This window comes from Escherichia sp. F1 (assembly GCF_046764225.1).
Classification (GTDB): Bacteria; Pseudomonadota; Gammaproteobacteria; order Enterobacterales; family Enterobacteriaceae; genus Escherichia; species Escherichia coli.
In genome coordinates, this window is the sequence record NZ_CP177202.1 from 1,961,141 (window position 1) to 1,978,104 (window position 16,964).

22 protein-coding genes are annotated in these 16,964 nt (G+C 49.7%); 9 read left to right on the forward strand and 13 right to left on the reverse strand.

Annotation, left to right across the window (positions count from 1 at the left end; genetic code table 11):
- Window positions 1–852 carry a glyoxalase III HchA gene (gene hchA, locus ACK8NJ_RS09380; RefSeq protein ID WP_328117144.1) on the reverse strand — a complete coding sequence of 284 codons (852 nt, stop codon included), beginning with the start codon at window positions 850–852 and terminating at the stop codon, window positions 1–3.
- 146 nt (window positions 853–998) lie between these two features.
- Here hchA and ACK8NJ_RS09385 point away from each other — a divergent pair, with 146 nt between their 5' ends.
- Entirely contained in the window at window positions 999–1,295 is a 297-nt protein-coding gene (locus ACK8NJ_RS09385) for a hypothetical protein (RefSeq protein WP_411962380.1), read from the forward strand.
- A 139-nt stretch (window positions 1,296–1,434) separates the two neighbouring features.
- Here the strand turns inward: ACK8NJ_RS09385 and ACK8NJ_RS09390 are convergent, their stop codons facing one another.
- Window positions 1,435–2,508 (reverse strand): porin, encoded by a 1,074-nt coding sequence (locus ACK8NJ_RS09390; RefSeq protein ID WP_000824361.1) that lies wholly within the window; start codon window positions 2,506–2,508, stop codon window positions 1,435–1,437.
- 649 nt (window positions 2,509–3,157) lie between these two features.
- On the opposite strand from ACK8NJ_RS09390, the gene drpB reads away from it, so the two are divergent.
- The 4 genes from drpB (at window position 3,158) to vsr (ending at window position 6,110) form a co-directional block, all read left to right on the forward strand.
- Complete coding sequence (gene drpB, locus ACK8NJ_RS09395; protein ID WP_001297704.1) at window positions 3,158–3,439, forward strand: cell division protein DrpB; 282 nt, start codon at window positions 3,158–3,160, stop codon at window positions 3,437–3,439.
- Window positions 3,440–3,478: 39 nt separating this feature from the next.
- Window positions 3,479–4,174 (forward strand): phosphohydrolase, encoded by a 696-nt coding sequence (locus ACK8NJ_RS09400; protein ID WP_000365574.1) that lies wholly within the window; start codon window positions 3,479–3,481, stop codon window positions 4,172–4,174.
- Window positions 4,175–4,240: 66 nt separating this feature from the next.
- Window positions 4,241–5,659 carry a DNA-cytosine methyltransferase gene (gene dcm / locus ACK8NJ_RS09405; protein WP_001157239.1) on the forward strand — a complete coding sequence of 473 codons (1,419 nt, stop codon included), beginning with the start codon at window positions 4,241–4,243 and terminating at the stop codon, window positions 5,657–5,659.
- Window positions 5,640–6,110, forward strand: coding sequence for a VSPR family DNA mismatch endonuclease (vsr, locus tag ACK8NJ_RS09410; protein ID WP_001559286.1), 471 nt, complete (start codon window positions 5,640–5,642; stop codon window positions 6,108–6,110). Before dcm ends, vsr begins: the two co-directional genes overlap by 20 nt.
- Here the strand turns inward: vsr and yedA are convergent.
- Window positions 6,099–7,019 carry a drug/metabolite exporter YedA gene (gene yedA, locus ACK8NJ_RS09415; protein WP_001212226.1) on the reverse strand — a complete coding sequence of 307 codons (921 nt, stop codon included), beginning with the start codon at window positions 7,017–7,019 and terminating at the stop codon, window positions 6,099–6,101. The two genes, vsr and yedA, sit on opposite strands and share 12 nt — an antisense overlap.
- 172 nt (window positions 7,020–7,191) lie before the next feature.
- Here yedA and ACK8NJ_RS09420 point away from each other — a divergent pair, with 172 nt between their 5' ends.
- The 3 genes from ACK8NJ_RS09420 (at window position 7,192) to dgcQ (ending at window position 10,235) form a co-directional block, all read left to right on the forward strand.
- Window positions 7,192–8,109: a DUF808 domain-containing protein gene (locus tag ACK8NJ_RS09420; RefSeq protein ID WP_000922683.1), complete on the forward strand. Its 918-nt coding sequence runs from the start codon at window positions 7,192–7,194 to the stop codon at window positions 8,107–8,109.
- Between the two features lie 78 nt (window positions 8,110–8,187).
- A complete protein-coding gene (locus ACK8NJ_RS09425) occupies window positions 8,188–8,370 on the forward strand; it encodes a YodC family protein (protein ID WP_000009307.1) in 183 nt (60 codons plus the stop codon).
- 170 nt (window positions 8,371–8,540) lie between these two features.
- A complete protein-coding gene (gene dgcQ / locus ACK8NJ_RS09430; RefSeq protein ID WP_411962381.1) occupies window positions 8,541–10,235 on the forward strand; it encodes a cellulose biosynthesis regulator diguanylate cyclase DgcQ in 1,695 nt (564 codons plus the stop codon).
- Here the strand turns inward: dgcQ and ACK8NJ_RS09435 are convergent.
- Window positions 10,232–11,047 carry a mannosyl-3-phosphoglycerate phosphatase-related protein gene (locus ACK8NJ_RS09435; RefSeq protein WP_411962382.1) on the reverse strand — a complete coding sequence of 272 codons (816 nt, stop codon included), beginning with the start codon at window positions 11,045–11,047 and terminating at the stop codon, window positions 10,232–10,234. The two genes, dgcQ and ACK8NJ_RS09435, sit on opposite strands and share 4 nt — an antisense overlap.
- A gap of 297 nt (window positions 11,048–11,344) precedes the next feature.
- The gene (yodD, locus tag ACK8NJ_RS09440) at window positions 11,345–11,572 is read right to left on the reverse strand and encodes a peroxide/acid resistance protein YodD (RefSeq protein WP_000844800.1); all 228 of its coding nucleotides are present in this window, start codon (window positions 11,570–11,572) and stop codon (window positions 11,345–11,347) included.
- A 162-nt stretch (window positions 11,573–11,734) separates the two neighbouring features.
- On the opposite strand from yodD, the gene dsrB reads away from it, so the two are divergent.
- Window positions 11,735–11,923 carry a protein DsrB gene (dsrB, locus tag ACK8NJ_RS09445; protein WP_000867217.1) on the forward strand — a complete coding sequence of 63 codons (189 nt, stop codon included), beginning with the start codon at window positions 11,735–11,737 and terminating at the stop codon, window positions 11,921–11,923.
- 43 nt (window positions 11,924–11,966) lie between these two features.
- Here the strand turns inward: dsrB and rcsA are convergent, their stop codons facing one another.
- The 8 genes from rcsA to fliL form a co-directional block, all read right to left on the reverse strand.
- Window positions 11,967–12,590, reverse strand: a complete 624-nt coding sequence (rcsA, locus tag ACK8NJ_RS09450) for a transcriptional regulator RcsA (RefSeq protein WP_000104001.1) — start codon at window positions 12,588–12,590, stop codon at window positions 11,967–11,969.
- A 289-nt stretch (window positions 12,591–12,879) separates the two neighbouring features.
- Window positions 12,880–13,665: a flagellar biosynthetic protein FliR gene (gene fliR, locus ACK8NJ_RS09455; protein ID WP_000983977.1), complete on the reverse strand. Its 786-nt coding sequence runs from the start codon at window positions 13,663–13,665 to the stop codon at window positions 12,880–12,882.
- 8 nt (window positions 13,666–13,673) lie between these two features.
- Window positions 13,674–13,943 (reverse strand): flagellar biosynthesis protein FliQ, encoded by a 270-nt coding sequence (gene fliQ / locus ACK8NJ_RS09460; protein ID WP_000187358.1) that lies wholly within the window; start codon window positions 13,941–13,943, stop codon window positions 13,674–13,676.
- Between the two features lie 9 nt (window positions 13,944–13,952).
- Window positions 13,953–14,690 (reverse strand): flagellar type III secretion system pore protein FliP, encoded by a 738-nt coding sequence (fliP, locus tag ACK8NJ_RS09465; RefSeq protein WP_001515470.1) that lies wholly within the window; start codon window positions 14,688–14,690, stop codon window positions 13,953–13,955.
- Window positions 14,690–15,055: a flagellar biosynthetic protein FliO gene (gene fliO / locus ACK8NJ_RS09470; protein WP_001302429.1), complete on the reverse strand. Its 366-nt coding sequence runs from the start codon at window positions 15,053–15,055 to the stop codon at window positions 14,690–14,692. The genes fliP and fliO overlap by 1 nt, the downstream gene beginning before the upstream one ends.
- A 2-nt stretch (window positions 15,056–15,057) precedes the next feature.
- A complete protein-coding gene (gene fliN, locus ACK8NJ_RS09475) occupies window positions 15,058–15,471 on the reverse strand; it encodes a flagellar motor switch protein FliN (protein ID WP_001282098.1) in 414 nt (137 codons plus the stop codon).
- Window positions 15,468–16,472, reverse strand: a complete 1,005-nt coding sequence (gene fliM, locus ACK8NJ_RS09480) for a flagellar motor switch protein FliM (protein ID WP_001295641.1) — start codon at window positions 16,470–16,472, stop codon at window positions 15,468–15,470. The genes fliN and fliM overlap by 4 nt, the downstream gene beginning before the upstream one ends.
- 4 nt (window positions 16,473–16,476) lie before the next feature.
- On the reverse strand, window positions 16,477–16,941 hold the full coding sequence (fliL, locus tag ACK8NJ_RS09485; RefSeq protein WP_000133118.1) for a flagellar basal body-associated protein FliL: 465 nt from the start codon (window positions 16,939–16,941) through the stop codon (window positions 16,477–16,479).
- Window positions 16,942–16,964 lie beyond the last annotated feature (23 nt).

A 16,964-nucleotide genomic window follows, 5' to 3' on the forward strand; every position in this document is an offset into this window, starting at 1 on the left:
TTAACTCGAGTAAGCGGCCAGCATTTCCTGCGCCGCCAGTTTACCCAACGCATTCGCTGCGAAAGGACTGTCGCCGGTGAGAAGTTTACGGTCCTTATGTACTCGCCCGGTGATGTCGTCATTAATAATGTTCATGCCCATTTTCTTCAGCTCTTCGCCGAAGTACCAGGTGAGATGACCCGGCATATAGCCTATCTCTGGCGTTTGTTTGTCTGCGGCGTCTGGGAATGCGCAAATGGAATAACCATTCAGTGGGTTATCGCCGTGGCGAAGCGCCAGAAATGCCGCCGGGCCGTGGCAAAGGGAGATAACAAAACGGTCATTTTTGATTGCCCACTGTAAAGCGGCAGCCACGTCCTGGCTTTCTGGTAAACCAATAAGTGCGCCATGACCACCAGGAACAAAGATTGCTGCATATTCGCTGTCAGCGTTGAGGCTGGCGACAACATCCGCGAGTTTCTTCGGATTGCGGAACAACGATTTATGCTGCTCAAAGAATGGCATTACTTTTTCATCTTTGTGTGGCATAGCCCAGTATTCAAACTTGGTCATCAGACCGGAAATGGTCGCCACTTCGAATTCGAAACCTGCAGCATGGAGATGATACAACGGCAGCAACGTTTCAATCGGATGGTTACCGGTCGAGAACAGTTTCCCGTTATCGGTCGGCAAATAACGTTCGTCCGCGGCGATCACCAGAATTTTATGTTTACCGCGATACGGTTTTGGATAGTCCACGCCATCAAGATCAGAGACAGGACTGGTATATTGGCTAAGCGAATATTCTGAAGGGAAGAATGCATTATCTTCAGCAATATCGACCTGCGGATTTTTACTTGTTTGAACAGTCATAGTGTATTCCTTATTGTTGCTTAGTTAGGGTAGTCACTATATTTGCGACTGAGCTGGTCGTTATTTTTACCCAGGCTGGAAAATTGAGTCAATATATCGAAAGCGGTAGTCGGCGGGCGTAAGTATGTAATGATGATGCTGCACTGGTGTTGAATATTATTCACGCCAAATTTTCCTTATTGAGCAACGCCGTCGCAAGTGACCTCAATGATTTTAGACCATTATCAGAGGTACAGGGCGGCAGGGAGAGATTTAGTACTGTGGAATATCGTGGTGCTGATGAATATTTATATCCCGGATTGGCAGAGAAAAAGCTTTTTTCATGCACTATTTTTGCAAATATTTCTATATGGGAATACGGGTTAATTCATCAGAATGTGCATTTGGGGTGTTGGCTGGAAGAGTCGCTGGTAGATGTTATTGTGGCAGGAGGGGCGGGGTAATGTGCTGTATCGATATGCTTTGGCAATTGCGCGTGCCGCAGATGGAGATGAAATGCCAATAAAAAAGCCTGAGTTCGATGAGGGACGAACTCAGGCTAGTGTTAAGTTTTACAGTAACACGCCGCGGCGCGTTGGCTGATTAGAACTGGTAGACGATACCAACTGCAAACTGGTCATCAGTTGCGGCATCGGTAATCGCTGCATCGTCTTTATCCAGCAGGTTAAATTTGTATGCTGTGTATACGTTCATGTTCTTATTGAAGTAGTACCAGGTACCAACTTCGATATAATTTACGCGGTCAGCATCAACACCTTTATGTCCATCACGAGCATAAAGATCTTTGCCTTTGGAATATACGTAGCCTAAAGACGGACGTAAACCGAAGTCGAACTGATACTGTACAACAGCTTCAAAGTTTTGGGTTTTATTTGCAAAATGATCATTAGCCAAAACGGTCATGTTGCGGGTTTCACCGTACATCATTGCTGCATAGATATTATTTGCATCATACTTGGCTGCTAATGACCACACTTCAGCGTTATCACCGTAGCCGTCACCAGCTTGTTCATTAGTACGATCAGATTTGCTATATGCACCTACAAAACCAAAACCTTCGATGTTGTAGTCTACAGACAACGCATAGCCATCACCGTTTTGTTTAGTAACGCCACGATTGCTGTTCTTACCTTGATATTGCACAGCAAAATTCAGACCATCAACCAGACCAAAGAAATCAGAGTTACGGTAGGTTGCAACACCGTTGGTACGACCGTTCATGAAGTTGTCAGCTGACGCCCAGGAATCACCACCCCATTCAACTAACATATCGGTATAAGCTGCGGCATCATAAGCAACACCGTAGTTACGACCATAGTCGAAAGATCCTAACTCGTTATATTTCAAACCTGCGAAGGTTAAACGGGTTTTTTCCTGATTAGAGCCTTCGGGCTTGCTGGCGTCGAGGTTGTATTCAAACTGACCAAAACCAGTCAGTTCGCTGGTGATTTGGGTTTCACCTTTAACACCGAAACGAGCATAGGAGGTATCTTCGTTTTCGCTGTTATTATCATCAGTATTTGACCAGATGCGTTCGCCAACCATCTTGCCGTAGAAATCAACTTTATTGCCATCTTTATTATAAATTTCAGCCGCATTTGCTGCGCCAGCAACTAATAACGCCGGGACCAGCATTGCCAGAACTTTTCTTTTCATTATGTATTCCCTTGTGATTATAATCTTCATGAATATATCAATAAGTGCCGTTATCCAAAAAAAAGCACATTTGGATACTATTCTATGAAGTTCATTTTATTTTAAAGATTACATGTAACAAATGTATTTAAAAGATTTCAAAATGTTTCTAATCTATTTAATATAATTCAAATTTATGAATTCTAAATATAAATATTCATGAAAATTATAAATGTATATCAATATGTTATGAGTTGAGCGGAAACATAGGGGGTATCAATGATTGTTGCGCCAAACGGCTGGTGTGATCATGCGCACATTAATGAAGGCATAAAAAAAGCCGGCATCATGCCGGCCCAAAAAATATAAACAATACGATAAAAGGCTAATAACGGAGGCATCATGACACAGAATAATAAAAAGGTATAATTGTAATCAGTGCTAATATATTGATTGAATGAATTAATAAAGCCGATATCAAAGATAAATAAAATCGCTCAAAACGATTTTTCCTGTATTCACTGCCGTTGCGCAAAAATTATCTATTTGTTCAAAAAATGATTGAGTCTTGACTGGCTCATCCAATGTGGAAAAATGTGACTTTTATCACATAATAGTACTAAGTCTGAATTTTCCGGGTTATCTCAAAATGGAATACGGTTCGACAAAGATGGAAGAGAGACTCTCTCGCAGCCCTGGCGGCAAATTGGCTTTGTGGGCTTTCTATACATGGTGTGGCTATTTCGTCTGGGCAATGGCGCGTTACATCTGGGTGATGAGCCGGATCCCCGATGCCCCCGTGTCGGGATTTGAAAGCGATTTAGGCTCTACCGCGGGAAAGTGGTTAGGGGCACTGGTCGGATTTTTATTTATGGCTCTGGTCGGGGCATTGTTAGGCAGCATTGCCTGGTACACCCGACCTCGTCCCGCACGTAGCAGACGCTATGAATAAAAACTGCTAAGGTTGCGACTCTTTGGCAACGGAGCGCGTATGGACTTACAACACTGGCAGGCACAGTTCGAAAACTGGTTGAAAAACCATCATCAGCACCAGGACGCGGCCCATGACGTATGTCATTTTCGCCGCGTCTGGGCTACGGCACAGAAGCTGGCGGCAGATGACGATGTCGATATGCTGGTGATTTTAACCGCCTGTTATTTTCACGATATTGTGAGCCTGGCGAAAAATCATCCGCAACGGCAGCGTTCTTCAATCCTGGCGGCAGAAGAGACGCGTCGCCTGCTCCGTGAAGAGTTCGTGCAATTTCCGGCGGAGAAAATCGAGGCCGTTTGTCATGCCATTGCCGCTCACAGTTTCAGCGCGCAAATCGCCCCCTTAACAACGGAAGCTAAAATCGTCCAGGATGCGGATCGGCTGGAAGCCCTGGGGGCGATTGGCCTGGCGCGCGTGTTTGCCGTTTCAGGGGCATTGGGCGTGGCGCTGTTTGATGGTGAAGATCCGTTCGCACAGCATCGCCCGCTTGATGATAAACGCTACGCGCTGGATCATTTCCAGACTAAGTTGCTGAAGCTACCGCAAACCATGCAAACCGCAAGAGGCAAGCAGCTGGCGCAGCACAACGCGCAATTTTTAGTCGAGTTTATGGCGAAGCTCAGTGCCGAACTGGCGGGGGAGAATGAAGGTGTCGATCACAAGGTGATAGATGCGTTTTCACCCGCGGGCTGAGCGCGTGGCCCTAAATGGCTGTAATTATGTTAACCTGTCGGCCATCTCAGATGGCCGGTTAAATCTATGCAGGAAAATATATCAGTAACCGATTCATACAGCACCGGGAATGCCGCACAGGCAATGCTGGAGAAACTGCTGCAAATTTATGATGTTAAAACGCTGGTGGCGCAGCTTAATGGTGTGGGTGAGAATCACTGGAGCGCAGCAATTTTAAAACGTGCGCTGGCGAATGACTCGGCATGGCACCGTTTAAGTGAGAAAGAGTTCGCCCATCTGCAAACGTTGTTACCCAAACCACCGGCACATCATCCGCATTATGCGTTTCGCTTTATCGATCTATTCGCCGGAATTGGCGGCATTCGTCGCGGTTTTGAATCGATTGGCGGACAGTGCGTCTTTACCAGCGAATGGAACAAACATGCGGTTCGCACTTATAAAGCCAACCATTATTGCGATCCGGCGACGCATCATTTTAATGAAGATATCCGCGACATCACCCTCAGCCATAAAGAAGGCGTGAGTGATGAGGCGGCGGCGGAACATATTCGTCAACACATTCCTGAACACGATGTATTACTGGCGGGTTTTCCTTGTCAGCCATTTTCGCTGGCTGGCGTATCGAAAAAGAACTCGCTCGGGCGGGCGCACGGTTTTGCCTGCGATACCCAGGGCACGCTGTTCTTTGATGTGGTGCGCATTATCGACGCGCGTCGTCCGGCGATGTTTGTGCTCGAAAACGTCAAAAACCTGAAAAGTCACGACCAGGGTAAAACGTTCCGCATCATCATGCAGACGCTGGACGAACTGGGCTATGACGTGGCTGATGCAGAAGATAACGGGCCGGACGATCCGAAAATCATCGATGGTAAACATTTCCTGCCGCAGCACCGTGAACGCATCGTGCTGGTGGGGTTTCGTCGCGATCTGAATCTGAAAGCCGATTTTACCCTGCGTGATATCAGCGAATGTTTCCCTGCGCAGCGAGTGACGCTGGCGCAGCTGCTGGACCCGATGGTCGAGGCGAAATATATCCTGACGCCGGTACTGTGGAAGTACCTCTATCGATATGCGAAAAAACATCAGGCGCGCGGTAACGGCTTCGGTTATGGAATGGTTTATCCGAACAATCCGCAAAGCGTCACGCGTACGCTGTCTGCGCGTTATTACAAAGATGGCGCGGAAATTTTAATCGATCGCGGTTGGGATATGGCCACGGGTGAAAAAGACTTTGACGATCCGCTGAATCAGCAACATCGTCCACGTCGGTTAACGCCTCGTGAATGTGCGCGCTTAATGGGTTTTGAAGCGCCGGGAGAAGCGAAATTCCGCATTCCGGTTTCGGACACTCAGGCCTATCGCCAGTTCGGTAACTCGGTGGTCGTACCGGTCTTTGCCGCGGTGGCAAAACTGCTTGAGCCAAAAATCAAACAGGCGGTGGCGTTGCGTCAGCAAGAGGCACAACATGGCCGACGTTCACGATAAGGCCACCCGCAGCAAAAATATGCGCGCGATTGCCACGCGTGATACGGTGATTGAGAAGCGCCTCGCCAGTCTGTTAACCGGGCTGGGCCTGGCGTTTCGCGTTCAGGACGCCAGTCTGCCCGGACGCCCGGATTTTGTCGTTGATGAATATCGCTGCGTGATATTTACCCACGGTTGTTTCTGGCACCATCATCACTGCTATCTGTTTAAAGTGCCTGAGACACGAACCGAGTTCTGGCTGGAGAAGATAGGTAAAAATGTTGAGCGCGATCGCCGCGATATCAGTCGCTTGCAGGAACTCGGCTGGCGCGTATTGATTGTCTGGGAGTGCGCGTTACGTGGGCGCGAGAAGCTGAAGGATGAAGCGCTTACCGAGCGTCTGGAAGAGTGGATCTGCGGCGAAGGTGCCAGCGCGCAGATCGACACGCAGGGGATTCATTTACTCGCTTGATGCGTCCTGAATAACGGGCGCAACTACGGGTTTTGCCGGGAAGAGATATTTTCCCAACGTGACCAGTACCACCGCGAAGACAATTACGCCGAGCGCCAGCCATTCAATCTTCGACAGCGTCTCTCCGCCCAGTCCCGTACCCAGCAAGACCGCGACCACCGGGTTAACGTAGGCGTAGCTGGTGGCGAGAGCCGGACTGACGTTGCGGATTAAATACATATAAGCGTTAATGGCGATAATCGAACCAAACAGCGCCAGATAGCCGACCGCAAGGAAGCCTGAAAGGGAAGGGAGCGCCGTCAGTTTTTCACCCGCAATCATCGACGCAATCATTAACACCACGCCTGCTGCCAGCATCTCAATCGCACCCGCCATCATCCCTACAGGTAAGGTAATGCGCGAGCCATAAACCGAGCCAAACGCCCAGCTAATCGAGCCGATTAAAATCAGAATCGCGCCCCACGGATTGCCGCTTAAATTTCCACCGCTATTGAGCATGATGATTCCGGCAAGCCCAATGGCGATACCCACCCATTCCAGTTTGCGCGTTTTAATGCCAAACAGGCGGCTGAAGCACAGGGTAAAGAGGGGCACGGTTGCAACCACTACGGCGGCGATGCCGGAAGGAACATTTTGATGTTCGGCAACCGTCACCATGCCATTACCGACAGCCAGCAATAACAGGCCAATCAGCGCGGCATTGAGCAGCGGACGTAGCGGGGGAAGTTTGTGTCCGCGCAGTAGCAAAAATGCCAGCAATAAAATACCGGCTGCCAGGAATCGCACGCCCGCCATCATTAACGGCGGCCAGCTTTCCACGCCAATCCGAATGACAAAATAGGTTGAGCCCCAAATGATATACAACGCAAACAACGCGCCAAAAAGCGGTAACAACTGGCGGAAACGCATAATCCCTCACGGTGGAAATAAAAAGGTGGTTCATAGTAAACGTGAAAATCATTCTGCTGGCGAGAGATATAATTGCACTTGATTGTTAAAAAAATGTTGACCTGTGAAGCAAGTATCAGAGCTACCGTTTTTGCTTCATACTTACACCCTTCAACAATAAAAATGAGAGGGAATGCTTTTGGCCGGGAGTAGTTTACTGACGTTGCTCGATGATATCGCCACACTGCTGGACGATATTTCCGTGATGGGCAAACTGGCGGCGAAGAAAACCGCCGGTGTATTAGGGGATGACTTATCGCTCAATGCGCAACAAGTTTCAGGCGTGCGGGCCAACCGGGAACTTCCCGTGGTCTGGGGCGTGGCGAAAGGATCGCTGATCAATAAAGTGATTCTGGTGCCGCTGGCGCTGATCATCAGTGCGTTTATCCCGTGGGCGATTACGCCACTGTTGATGATTGGCGGCGCGTTTCTCTGCTTTGAAGGGGTAGAGAAAGTGCTGCATATGCTGGAGGCGCGTAAACATAAAGAAGATCCGGCGCAGAGTCAGCAGCGTCTGGAGAAGCTGGCGGCGCAGGATCCGCTGAAGTTTGAAAAAGACAAAATAAAAGGGGCGATTCGTACCGATTTTATATTGTCTGCGGAAATCGTCGCCATCACGCTGGGGATTGTGGCAGAAGCGCCGTTGCTTAATCAGGTGCTGGTGCTTTCAGGCATCGCGCTGGTAGTGACCGTGGGCGTCTACGGTCTGGTAGGGGTTATCGTTAAGATTGATGACCTGGGGTATTGGCTGGCGGAAAAATCCAGCGCGCTGATGCAGGCATTAGGTAAAGGGTTATTGATCATTGCGCCCTGGTTGATGAAAGCGTTATCGATTGTCGGCACGCTGGCGATGTTCCTCGTCGGCGGCGGGATTGTGGTACATGGTATTGCGCCGCTGCATCACGCCATTGAACATTTCGCCGGGCAGCAAAGTGCAGTGGTGGCGATGATATTACCGACTGTTTTAAATCTGATTCTTGGATTTATCATCGGCGGCATCGTGGTGCTGGGAGTGAAAGCAGTAGCGAAAATGCGCGGTCAGGCACATTAATACTCGCACTGGCTATTATGCAAAATTCGCCATCTTCAACTAAGGTGAACAAGTTTCACTCGAAAAAAGGAGGCGAGTATGAGCTTTATGGTTAGTGAGGAAGTTACGGTTAAAGAGGGCGGCCCGCGGATGATTGTCACCGGATACTCCAGCGGTATGGTTGAGTGTCGTTGGTATGACGGTTACGGGGTCAAGCGGGAAGCTTTTCATGAAACCGAGCTTGTTCCGGGGGAGGGGAGTCGTTCTGCGGAAGAAGTTTGAAAAGGTATCATTAACACCAGGCCGGATCACATCCGGCCTGGTGTGCCAATGCCTGCAATGAATGATAGTCGCGTCTTATCATGCCACCATTATAAAATTATCGCTGTTTTGCGGTACGTTATCGCCGGGTTATGCCAGAATCATAAAAAAGCAGGTTGGGAGTCGTCAGGGTGCAGCACGAGACAAAAATGGAAAACCAGAGCTGGTTGAAAAAACTCGCACGCCGCCTGGGGCCTGGTCATGTCGTTAATCTCTGCTTTATCGTGGTATTGCTTTTTTCCACCTTGCTGACCTGGCGTGAAGTGGTGGTGCTGGAAGATGCCTATATCTCCAGCCAGCGTAATCATCTGGAAAACGTAGCCAACGCGCTCGATAAGCATTTGCAGTATAACGTCGACAAACTGATCTTTTTGCGTAATGGCATGCGCGAAGCTCTCGTAGCGCCACTGGATTTCACCTCTCTGCGTAATGCCGTAACCGAGTTCGAACAGCATCGCGACGAGCACGCCTGGCAAATCGAACTCAACCGACGACGCACCCTGCCAGTCAATGGCGTGTCGGATGCATTAGTCAGCGAGGGGAATCTCCTGTCTCGCGAAAATGAAAGCCTCGACAATGAAATTACCGCTGCACTGGAAGTTGGTTACTTGCTGCGACTGGCACACAACTCCTCGTCGATGGTTGAACAGGCGATGTATGTCTCGCGTGCCGGATTTTACGTTTCGACGCAGCCGACCTTGTTTACGCGCAATGTACCAACGCGTTATTACGGCTATGTCACCCAACCCTGGTTTATCGGCCATTCGCAACGAGAAAATCGTCACCGCGCGGTACGCTGGTTCACTTCGCAACCGGAACACGCCAGCAATACTGAACCGCAGGTTACCGTCAGTGTTCCGGTAGACAGTAATAACTACTGGTATGGCGTGCTGGGGATGAGTATTCCCGTGCGTACCATGCAGCAATTTTTAAGAAACGCCATCGATAAAAACCTCGATGGTGAGTATCAGCTCTATGACAGTAAGCTGAGATTTTTGACCTCTTCCAATCCTGACCATCCAACAGGGAATATTTTTGATCCTCGTGAACTGGCCTTGCTGGCGCAGGCAATGGAACATGACACGCGGGGCGGCATTCGTATGAACAGTCGTTATGTTAGCTGGGAACGTCTGGACCATTTCGACGGTGTGCTGGTGCGCGTCCATACGCTAAGCGAAGGCGTGCGTGGTGATTTCGGCAGTATCAGCATTGCATTAACCCTGCTGTGGGCGCTCTTTACCACCATGTTACTCATCTCCTGGTATGTGATTCGCCGGATGGTCAGCAACATGTATGTTTTGCAAAGCTCGTTGCAGTGGCAGGCGTGGCACGACACCTTAACGCGTTTATATAACCGTGGCGCACTGTTCGAAAAAGCCCGTCCGCTCGCTAAATTGTGTCAGACGCACCAACATCCTTTTTCTGTCATTCAGGTCGACCTTGACCATTTTAAAGCGATTAATGACCGCTTTGGTCATCAGTCGGGCGACCGTGTTCTTTCTCATGCTGCCGGATTAATTAGCAGTTCCTTGCGTGCGCAGGACGTTGCCGGGCGGGTCGGTGGTGAGGAGTTTTGTGTGATTCTGCCAGGCGCGAGCCTGACGCAGGCTGCGGAGGTTGCAGAACGTATTCGCCTGAAGCTAAATGAAAAAGAGATGTTGATCGCCAAGAGTACGACGATACGCATCAGTGCCTCGCTGGGGGTAAGCAGCAGCGAGGAAACCGGTGATTATGATTTTGAACAACTCCAGTCACTGGCCGACCGTCGACTTTATCTCGCTAAACAGGCCGGGCGCAATCGGGTATTCGCGAGCGATAACGCTTAACGGGCGGAGAAAAAATGGTCCAGCCCTTCACGCCAGCCTTCCGGTCCTTCACGCTGCGTTCGCCAGACGCGGGCCGGATCCTCATCATGCAGATGCACCCCTTCACGGTTTAACCCTTTCACAATCACCGCGTAATCCATTACCTCCAGTAAGGGCGCATCGTTTGGCCCATCGCCCAGGCCAAGTGTGGTTGGGCGTTTGCCTGACAATTGTTGATAGGTCGCGATAATCCAGTTGGCAGCCTGATCTTTTCCGGCAGAGGCATCCAGGACGTGCCAGAAGCGCGCACCCTGCATAAACTGCAAGCCCAGCTCGTGCAGACGAGTGGTAAATTGTGCCATACGCTCGTCACTGTCGCGCCAGATTAGCGTTACCGACGCCTCATGCAGCTGCGTCAGCGCCGCCTGGCTACGGCTTAATCCTGTCCATTCGGCGATGGTTGCATCGTCGACATCATCAAAAGTTGTGAATTTAAAATGTTCTTTCTCGCGTAGCGTATTTAAAACCTGGCTGATTTCGCCATGGCTAATACCTGAGATGATGCGTGGAAAACCGTCTATATCCTGCCATTGCTCAGCAAGCTGGATCACTGCGCCATTTTCGGCAATCAGCGGTAAACCTTGTAGCCCCAACGTTTTTTGCAAGTACAGCATTTCCGCTGATGTCTTACTGCTACAGAGAATGACGGGAACATTTGCTTCGCGTAAACGGTTGAGCCAGGGGGCTGCCGGTTGCCAGTCATAACTATGACTGTCCAGCAGGGTGCCATCAAGATCGCTAAAAACCAGTAGTGGTTGTTGAATTGAAAGCATGGTTGCGCAGTACTCCCCTTACCAGGATGATTCTTAAAACAGCACAAATTATCAAAGATGATTTTTTCGGGAGCGATCCCGTTGACGCCAGAGCCACCAAGGGGTGACGCGCGTCACATTTCTATTCATAAGTAGCGTTAATCATTCATATCACGAATATTTTCTTGTCAGCGAAAAAAATTGCGGATAAGGTGATGAACACATCAGATTTCCTGGTGTAACGAATTTTTTAAGTGCTTCTTGCTTAAGCAAGTTTCATCCCGACCCCCTCAGGGTCGGGATTTTTTTATTGTGCATTCAACGATTCACTTCAGAGACGCTGAAGTCATGAATATCCAGTTCGAAGGCATCCGCCAATTCACGCCATGTATGATATTCACGTCCATCGACGCTAACGTGTTCAGAATCGTTCTGGCTGCGATGAACTTCGCTTTCGCTAATTTCATTGATCGCCGCCAGCAGGGCATCGACATCGACGCTGACCTCACGTTTTGCGGTATCGCTGTACTCTTTTGCGGTTTTCATCATCTTTCCTCGCAACCGTTACTCTGTTGTTGCCGCCAGTCGTTAAGTCCGCCTGGCATCTCTTAAGTATAGACAGTCGAGAAAATCAGCACTCGCGCGCGCCTGGCGCTGCCAGAAAAACGAAATTGTTCTACACTGGCACAAAGCCACAGGAGGAAAACGATGAAGGTGAATGATCGGGTAACAGTCAAAACGGATGGCGGTCCGCGTCGTCCTGGCGTGGTACTGGCAGTTGAGGAGTTTAGTGAAGGCACAATGTACCTGGTTTCGCTGGAAGACTACCCGCTCGGCATCTGGTTCTTTAATGAAGCAGGGCATCAGGACGGTATCTTTGTGGAGAAAGCAGAGTAATCTAATTCAGCCTGACTGGTGGGAAACCACCAGTCAGAATGTGTTAGCGCATGTTGACAAAAATACCATTAGTCACATTATCCGTCAGTCGGACGACATGGTAGATAACCTGTTTATTATGCGTTTTGATCTTACGTTTAATATTACCTTTATGCGATGAAACGGTCTTGGCTTTGATATTCATTTGGTCGGAGATTTGAATGGTTCCCTGACCTGCCATCCACATTCGCAACATACTCGATTCGGTTCGGCTCAATGATAACGTCGGCATATTTAAAAACGAGGTTATCGTTGTCTCTTTTTTCAGAATATCGCCAAGGATATCGTCGAGAGATTCCGGTTTAATCGATTTAGAACTGATCAATAAATTTTTTCTGACCAATAGATATTCATCAAAATGAACATTGGCAATTGCCATAAAAACGATAAATAACGTATTGGGATGTTGATTAATGATGAGCTTGATACGCTGACTGTTAGAAGCATCGTGGATGAAACAGTCCTCATTAATAAACACCACTGAAGGGCGCTGTGAATCACAAGCTATGGCAAGGTCATCAACGGTTTCAATGTCGTTGATTTCTCTTTTTTTAACCCCTCTACTCAACAGATACCCGGTTAAACCTAGTCGGGTGTAACTACATAAATCCATAATAATCGTTGACATGGCATACCCTCACTCAATGCGTAACGATAATTCCCCTTACCTGAATATTTCATCATGACTAAACGGAACAACATGGGTCACCTAATGCGCCACTCTCGCGATTTTTCAGGCGGACTTACTATCCCGTAAAGTGTTGTATAATTTGCCTGGAATTGTCTTAAAGTAAAGTAAATGTTGCGATATGTGAGTGAGCTTAAAACAAATATTTCGCCGCAGGAGTATCCTGGAAGATGTTCGTAGGTATTATTTTTCGGATAATCCTTAGGATAACATGATAAACGTTACGGAATTATATTAATGGCAATTCACTAATAATATCAGCCAGCAAATTAAACATCTCACTGAATAAATGTTCGCAAAAAGGCGCAATTAACGGCATTAATGCCGCCATTAAAGAGATACCGACAGTCAGAGTTAATGGAAATCCAATAACAAAAATGGATAATTGCGGGGCCATACGATTCAGTAAACCTAATGCCAGATTCAGGGTCAGCAGCAGAGTAATGAGCGGTAACGCCAGCATCAGCCCGTTAAGGAAAATCAAACTCCCTGCTTTGGTGAGTGCCAGAAACGCATTGCTGTTCAACGGTTCGCCACCAATTGGCAGGGTGTGAAAGGTATCGACCAGCAGTGAAATCAACCATAAATGACCGTTAAATGTCAGGAACAGCAGTAACGCCAGCATATCCATGATACGCGCTAAAACGGGCATATTGAGATGGCTGGCCGGATCGACAAACGTCGCAAATGACAGCCCCATTTGCAGACCGATAATTTCACCAGCGGTTCGCACAGCGGCAAAGGCAAATTGCATGGTAAAACCAAGCGCAATGCCGATCAGGATCTGCTGCACGGCCAGCCACAGAGCAAAGAACGAAAAAACAGGAACATCGTTGGCAGGTAATGATGGGGCAATAGCGAACGTGATCATCATTGCCAGACCCAGTTTTACCCGTTTCGGCACGCTGCGTTCGCTCAGAATTGGTGCGGTAGAAATGAGCGCCAGCACGCGCAGTAACGGCCAGAAGTACAGGCTTAACCAGGAAAGCCATTGATCGCTTGTCACCTGCATCATTGTACGGCCTACCCGATGATATACGGCAGGTTAGTGAACAAGGTGCGGACGTAATCCAGCAACAGATTGAGCATCCACGGTCCGGCAATAATAATGGCGATAAATACGGCGATGATTTTCGGAATAAACGACAGCGTCATTTCGTTAATCTGGGTGGCGGCCTGCAAAATACTGATGATAAGGCCCGTGACCAGCGCCACCAGCAACAGCGGGGCAGCCAGTGCCAGCGCGACTTTCATCGCTTCAGTCCCCATCATCATGACCGATTCAGGTGTCATTTTGCCTCTCTAGCTGTAAAAGCTCTGCGCCAGCGAACCGACCAGCAATTGCCAGCCATCCACCAGTACAAACAGCATCAGTTTAAAGGGCAGAGCAATGGTGGCGGGGGGAACCATCATCATCCCCAATGCCATCAACACGCTGGCAATCACCAGGTCAATAATCAAAAACGGAATGAAGATCGTGAAGCCTATCTGAAATGCGGTTTTCAACTCGCTGGTCACGTAGGCCGGGAGCAAAATGCGCATCGGCACGGCTTCAGGTCCCTGCAACGGGCCGGTATTCGCCAGTCTGGCAAACAACCCTAAATCTGCCTCACGGGTCTGACGCAGCATAAACTCACGCAGCGGCTGCGCCCCTTTTTCCAGCGCCTCCTGCATTGATATTTTCTCTTCGCTAAATGGCTGGTACGCATCGACATAAATTTTGTCGATCACCGGCGACATAATAAAAAAGGTCAAAAACAGTGCCAGCCCCAGCAATACCTGGTTAGGTGGCGCGGAGGGCGTTCCCAGCGCGTTACGCAATAAACCAAAAACAATGATGATGCGGGTGAAACTGGTCATCATCAGTAAAATTGCCGGAATAAACGTCAACGAGGTGATGAACACCAGCGTCTGCACCGGGAGCGACCAGCTTTGTCCACCGCCAGGCAGCGGCTGGCTGGTGATACCCGGCAGTTGCGCGAAGGCGAGGGGCGTAACCAGACAGAGAAGGACAGGTGCGACAGACAACAAACGACGCATCAGGATCTCCCGCTACGCTTAAGCAAGTTTTTCATGACCGACTGAAAATCGGTCTGCGGTATCTCTTCCGTTGGTGCTGAAGGGGGAAGTTTATGCAGCAGATTGATTTGCCCAGCGGTAACGCCGAGCACCAGCCGTGCATCTTCCACATCGACCACCACGACCCGTTCACGCGCGCCCAGCGAAGCACTGGCGCTAATTTTCAGACCGTTAACGCCAGTGCGTTTCGGGGCAAATCCCAGCCGTTTTACCAGCCAGGCAGCAGCGAGGATCAGGGCAATAATGGCGATGAGTGCGCCGCTCACCTGCAGCAGTGGCGCAGCAGAAACCGGCGCGGAAGATTGCACAGTAGCGTGGTTATTCATCACTAACGGCTCAGGCGGCGCATCCGCTCAGACGGAGTAATGATATCGGTGATCCGCACGCCATATTTATCAGCGACTACGACAACTTCGCCCTGAGCAATTAAATAACCGTTGATCAGAATATCCAGCGGTTCGCCCGCCAGACCGTCCAGCGCCACGACTGATCCTTGCGTCAGACGCAATAACTCTTTGATGGTCATTCGTGTGCGGCCCAGCTCGACGGTCAGCTTGACCGGAATATCCATAATCAGGTCGATATCCTGCAACGTTCCGCTGACATCACCACCGCCAAATTGCTGGAACACCGCGTCGGCAGCGCTTTTGCTGCTGGTTGATTTTTGTTCGCTCAACGCTTCAGCCCACAGATCGTCCATTGCGCCGTTGTTGTCATCGGCCGGATTATTCATGTCACTCATTTGGGCTGTTCCTCGTTCAGAGAATTTAAAATCGGGTTAATCAAATGTTCTATCCGTAACGCATACTGACCGTTGAGGGTGCCGTACTGACTGGTCAGCACCGGGACGCCGTCAACATGGGCGATGATGCGGTCGGGTTTTTCTATCGGCAGGACGTCACCGGGTTTCAGTTTTAAAATCTGCGACAGGCGTAGCGAGATATCGGCAAAGTTGGCGACCAGCTCCAGCTGTGAATGCTGCACCTGGCGCACCAGGTTATCGCGCCAGTTCTGATCTTCATTACGCGAGTTTTCCAGCGGCGGGTTAACCAACAATTCCCGTAGCGGCTCGATCATGCTGAATGGCAGGCAGATATTAAATTCGCCGGTCAGGTTGCCAATCTCCACATGGAACGGCGTGTTAACCACGATGTCGTTCGGCGAGGTGGTGATATTGGTAAATTTCACCTGCATTTCCGAACGCACGTACTCAACTTCCAGCGGATTAATCGCCTTCCAGGCGTCGCTATAGCCTTCAAGCGCCAGCTTTAACATGCGGTTGATGACGCGCTGTTCGGTATGGGTAAACTCGCGACCTTCCACTTTGGTCGGGAAGCGTCCATCGCCGCCAAACAGGTTATCCACGGCGATAAACACCAGACTCGGTGAGAACACCACCAGCCCAGTGCCGCGCAGCGGTTTCAGATGGATAAGGTTCAGGTTGGTCGGCACCGGCAGGTTGCGGGCAAATTCATGGTACGGCTGAATGCGGATGGCCCCGACGGTAATGTCCGGGCTACGGCGCAGCAGGTTGAACAGCCCCATACGAAAATGGCGGGCAAAGCGCTCATTAATGATTTCCAGCGCCTGCAAACGTTCGCGCACAACCCGTCGTTGGGTATTCGGATCGTACGGACGAATGTCACTTTCGCCGCTAACACTGGCTGTCGGTTCGTCTTTGACTTCGCTGTCACCATTCAACAGCGCATCAATTTCAGCTTGAGAAAGAATACTATCGCCCATGTCGTTATCGCAGAATAAAAGCGGTATACAGCACGTCGGTGACATCCTGTTTCGGTTGCCCGGCAACAAGCGGGGTGGAAAGTGTGGTTTTAATCTCGGCAATCAGTTTTTTCTTGCCTTCTTCTGTCGCCAGTACGGCAGCATCCTGACGCGAAAACAGTAACAGCAAACGGCTACGGACTTCCGGCAAATACTCACTCAGCCGCGAGCGGGTAGCTTCATCTTTCAGTCGCAGGGTTATGCCGATATAAAGCACGCGATCCGCATCGCCCAAATTGACCGTAAAGGTATCCAGCGCATAGAAGACCGGGGAGGGCACGACGCGTTGCTGCGCTTTGTCTTCAGCGGCAACCTGATGCGAATGCCAGTAGCTGTAACCTGCGCTGGCACAGGCCGCGAGGGTAATGAATACCAGAATCGGGATCCAAAGCGATCGCTTGCTTTTCTTGCTTATCGCGTAATCAGTCATGTGTTGCGGTCTTCCTGTGTCGC

What these genes read in the sequence shown, in the direction of transcription:
- hchA (WP_328117144.1), bottom strand. Translation starts at nt 852, where the DNA reads ATGACTGTTCAAACAAGTAAAAATCCGCAGGTCGATATTGCTGAAGAT.
- ACK8NJ_RS09390 (WP_000824361.1), bottom strand. Translation starts at nt 2,508, where the DNA reads ATGAAAAGAAAAGTTCTGGCAATGCTGGTCCCGGCGTTATTAGTTGCT.
- drpB (WP_001297704.1), top strand. Translation starts at nt 3,158, where the DNA reads ATGGAAGAGAGACTCTCTCGCAGCCCTGGCGGCAAATTGGCTTTGTGG.
- ACK8NJ_RS09400 (WP_000365574.1), top strand. Translation starts at nt 3,479, where the DNA reads ATGGACTTACAACACTGGCAGGCACAGTTCGAAAACTGGTTGAAAAAC.
- dcm (WP_001157239.1), top strand. Translation starts at nt 4,241, where the DNA reads ATGCAGGAAAATATATCAGTAACCGATTCATACAGCACCGGGAATGCC.
- vsr (WP_001559286.1), top strand. Translation starts at nt 5,640, where the DNA reads ATGGCCGACGTTCACGATAAGGCCACCCGCAGCAAAAATATGCGCGCG.
- yedA (WP_001212226.1), bottom strand. Translation starts at nt 7,019, where the DNA reads ATGCGTTTCCGCCAGTTGTTACCGCTTTTTGGCGCGTTGTTTGCGTTG.
- ACK8NJ_RS09420 (WP_000922683.1), top strand. Translation starts at nt 7,192, where the DNA reads ATGCTTTTGGCCGGGAGTAGTTTACTGACGTTGCTCGATGATATCGCC.
- ACK8NJ_RS09425 (WP_000009307.1), top strand. Translation starts at nt 8,188, where the DNA reads ATGAGCTTTATGGTTAGTGAGGAAGTTACGGTTAAAGAGGGCGGCCCG.
- ACK8NJ_RS09435 (WP_411962382.1), bottom strand. Translation starts at nt 11,047, where the DNA reads ATGCTTTCAATTCAACAACCACTACTGGTTTTTAGCGATCTTGATGGC.
- yodD (WP_000844800.1), bottom strand. Translation starts at nt 11,572, where the DNA reads ATGAAAACCGCAAAAGAGTACAGCGATACCGCAAAACGTGAGGTCAGC.
- dsrB (WP_000867217.1), top strand. Translation starts at nt 11,735, where the DNA reads ATGAAGGTGAATGATCGGGTAACAGTCAAAACGGATGGCGGTCCGCGT.
- rcsA (WP_000104001.1), bottom strand. Translation starts at nt 12,590, where the DNA reads ATGTCAACGATTATTATGGATTTATGTAGTTACACCCGACTAGGTTTA.
- fliR (WP_000983977.1), bottom strand. Translation starts at nt 13,665, where the DNA reads ATGATGCAGGTGACAAGCGATCAATGGCTTTCCTGGTTAAGCCTGTAC.
- fliQ (WP_000187358.1), bottom strand. Translation starts at nt 13,943, where the DNA reads ATGACACCTGAATCGGTCATGATGATGGGGACTGAAGCGATGAAAGTC.
- fliP (WP_001515470.1), bottom strand. Translation starts at nt 14,690, where the DNA reads ATGCGTCGTTTGTTGTCTGTCGCACCTGTCCTTCTCTGTCTGGTTACG.
- fliO (WP_001302429.1), bottom strand. Translation starts at nt 15,055, where the DNA reads ATGAATAACCACGCTACTGTGCAATCTTCCGCGCCGGTTTCTGCTGCG.
- fliN (WP_001282098.1), bottom strand. Translation starts at nt 15,471, where the DNA reads ATGAGTGACATGAATAATCCGGCCGATGACAACAACGGCGCAATGGAC.
- fliM (WP_001295641.1), bottom strand. Translation starts at nt 16,472, where the DNA reads ATGGGCGATAGTATTCTTTCTCAAGCTGAAATTGATGCGCTGTTGAAT.
- fliL (WP_000133118.1), bottom strand. Translation starts at nt 16,941, where the DNA reads ATGACTGATTACGCGATAAGCAAGAAAAGCAAGCGATCGCTTTGGATC.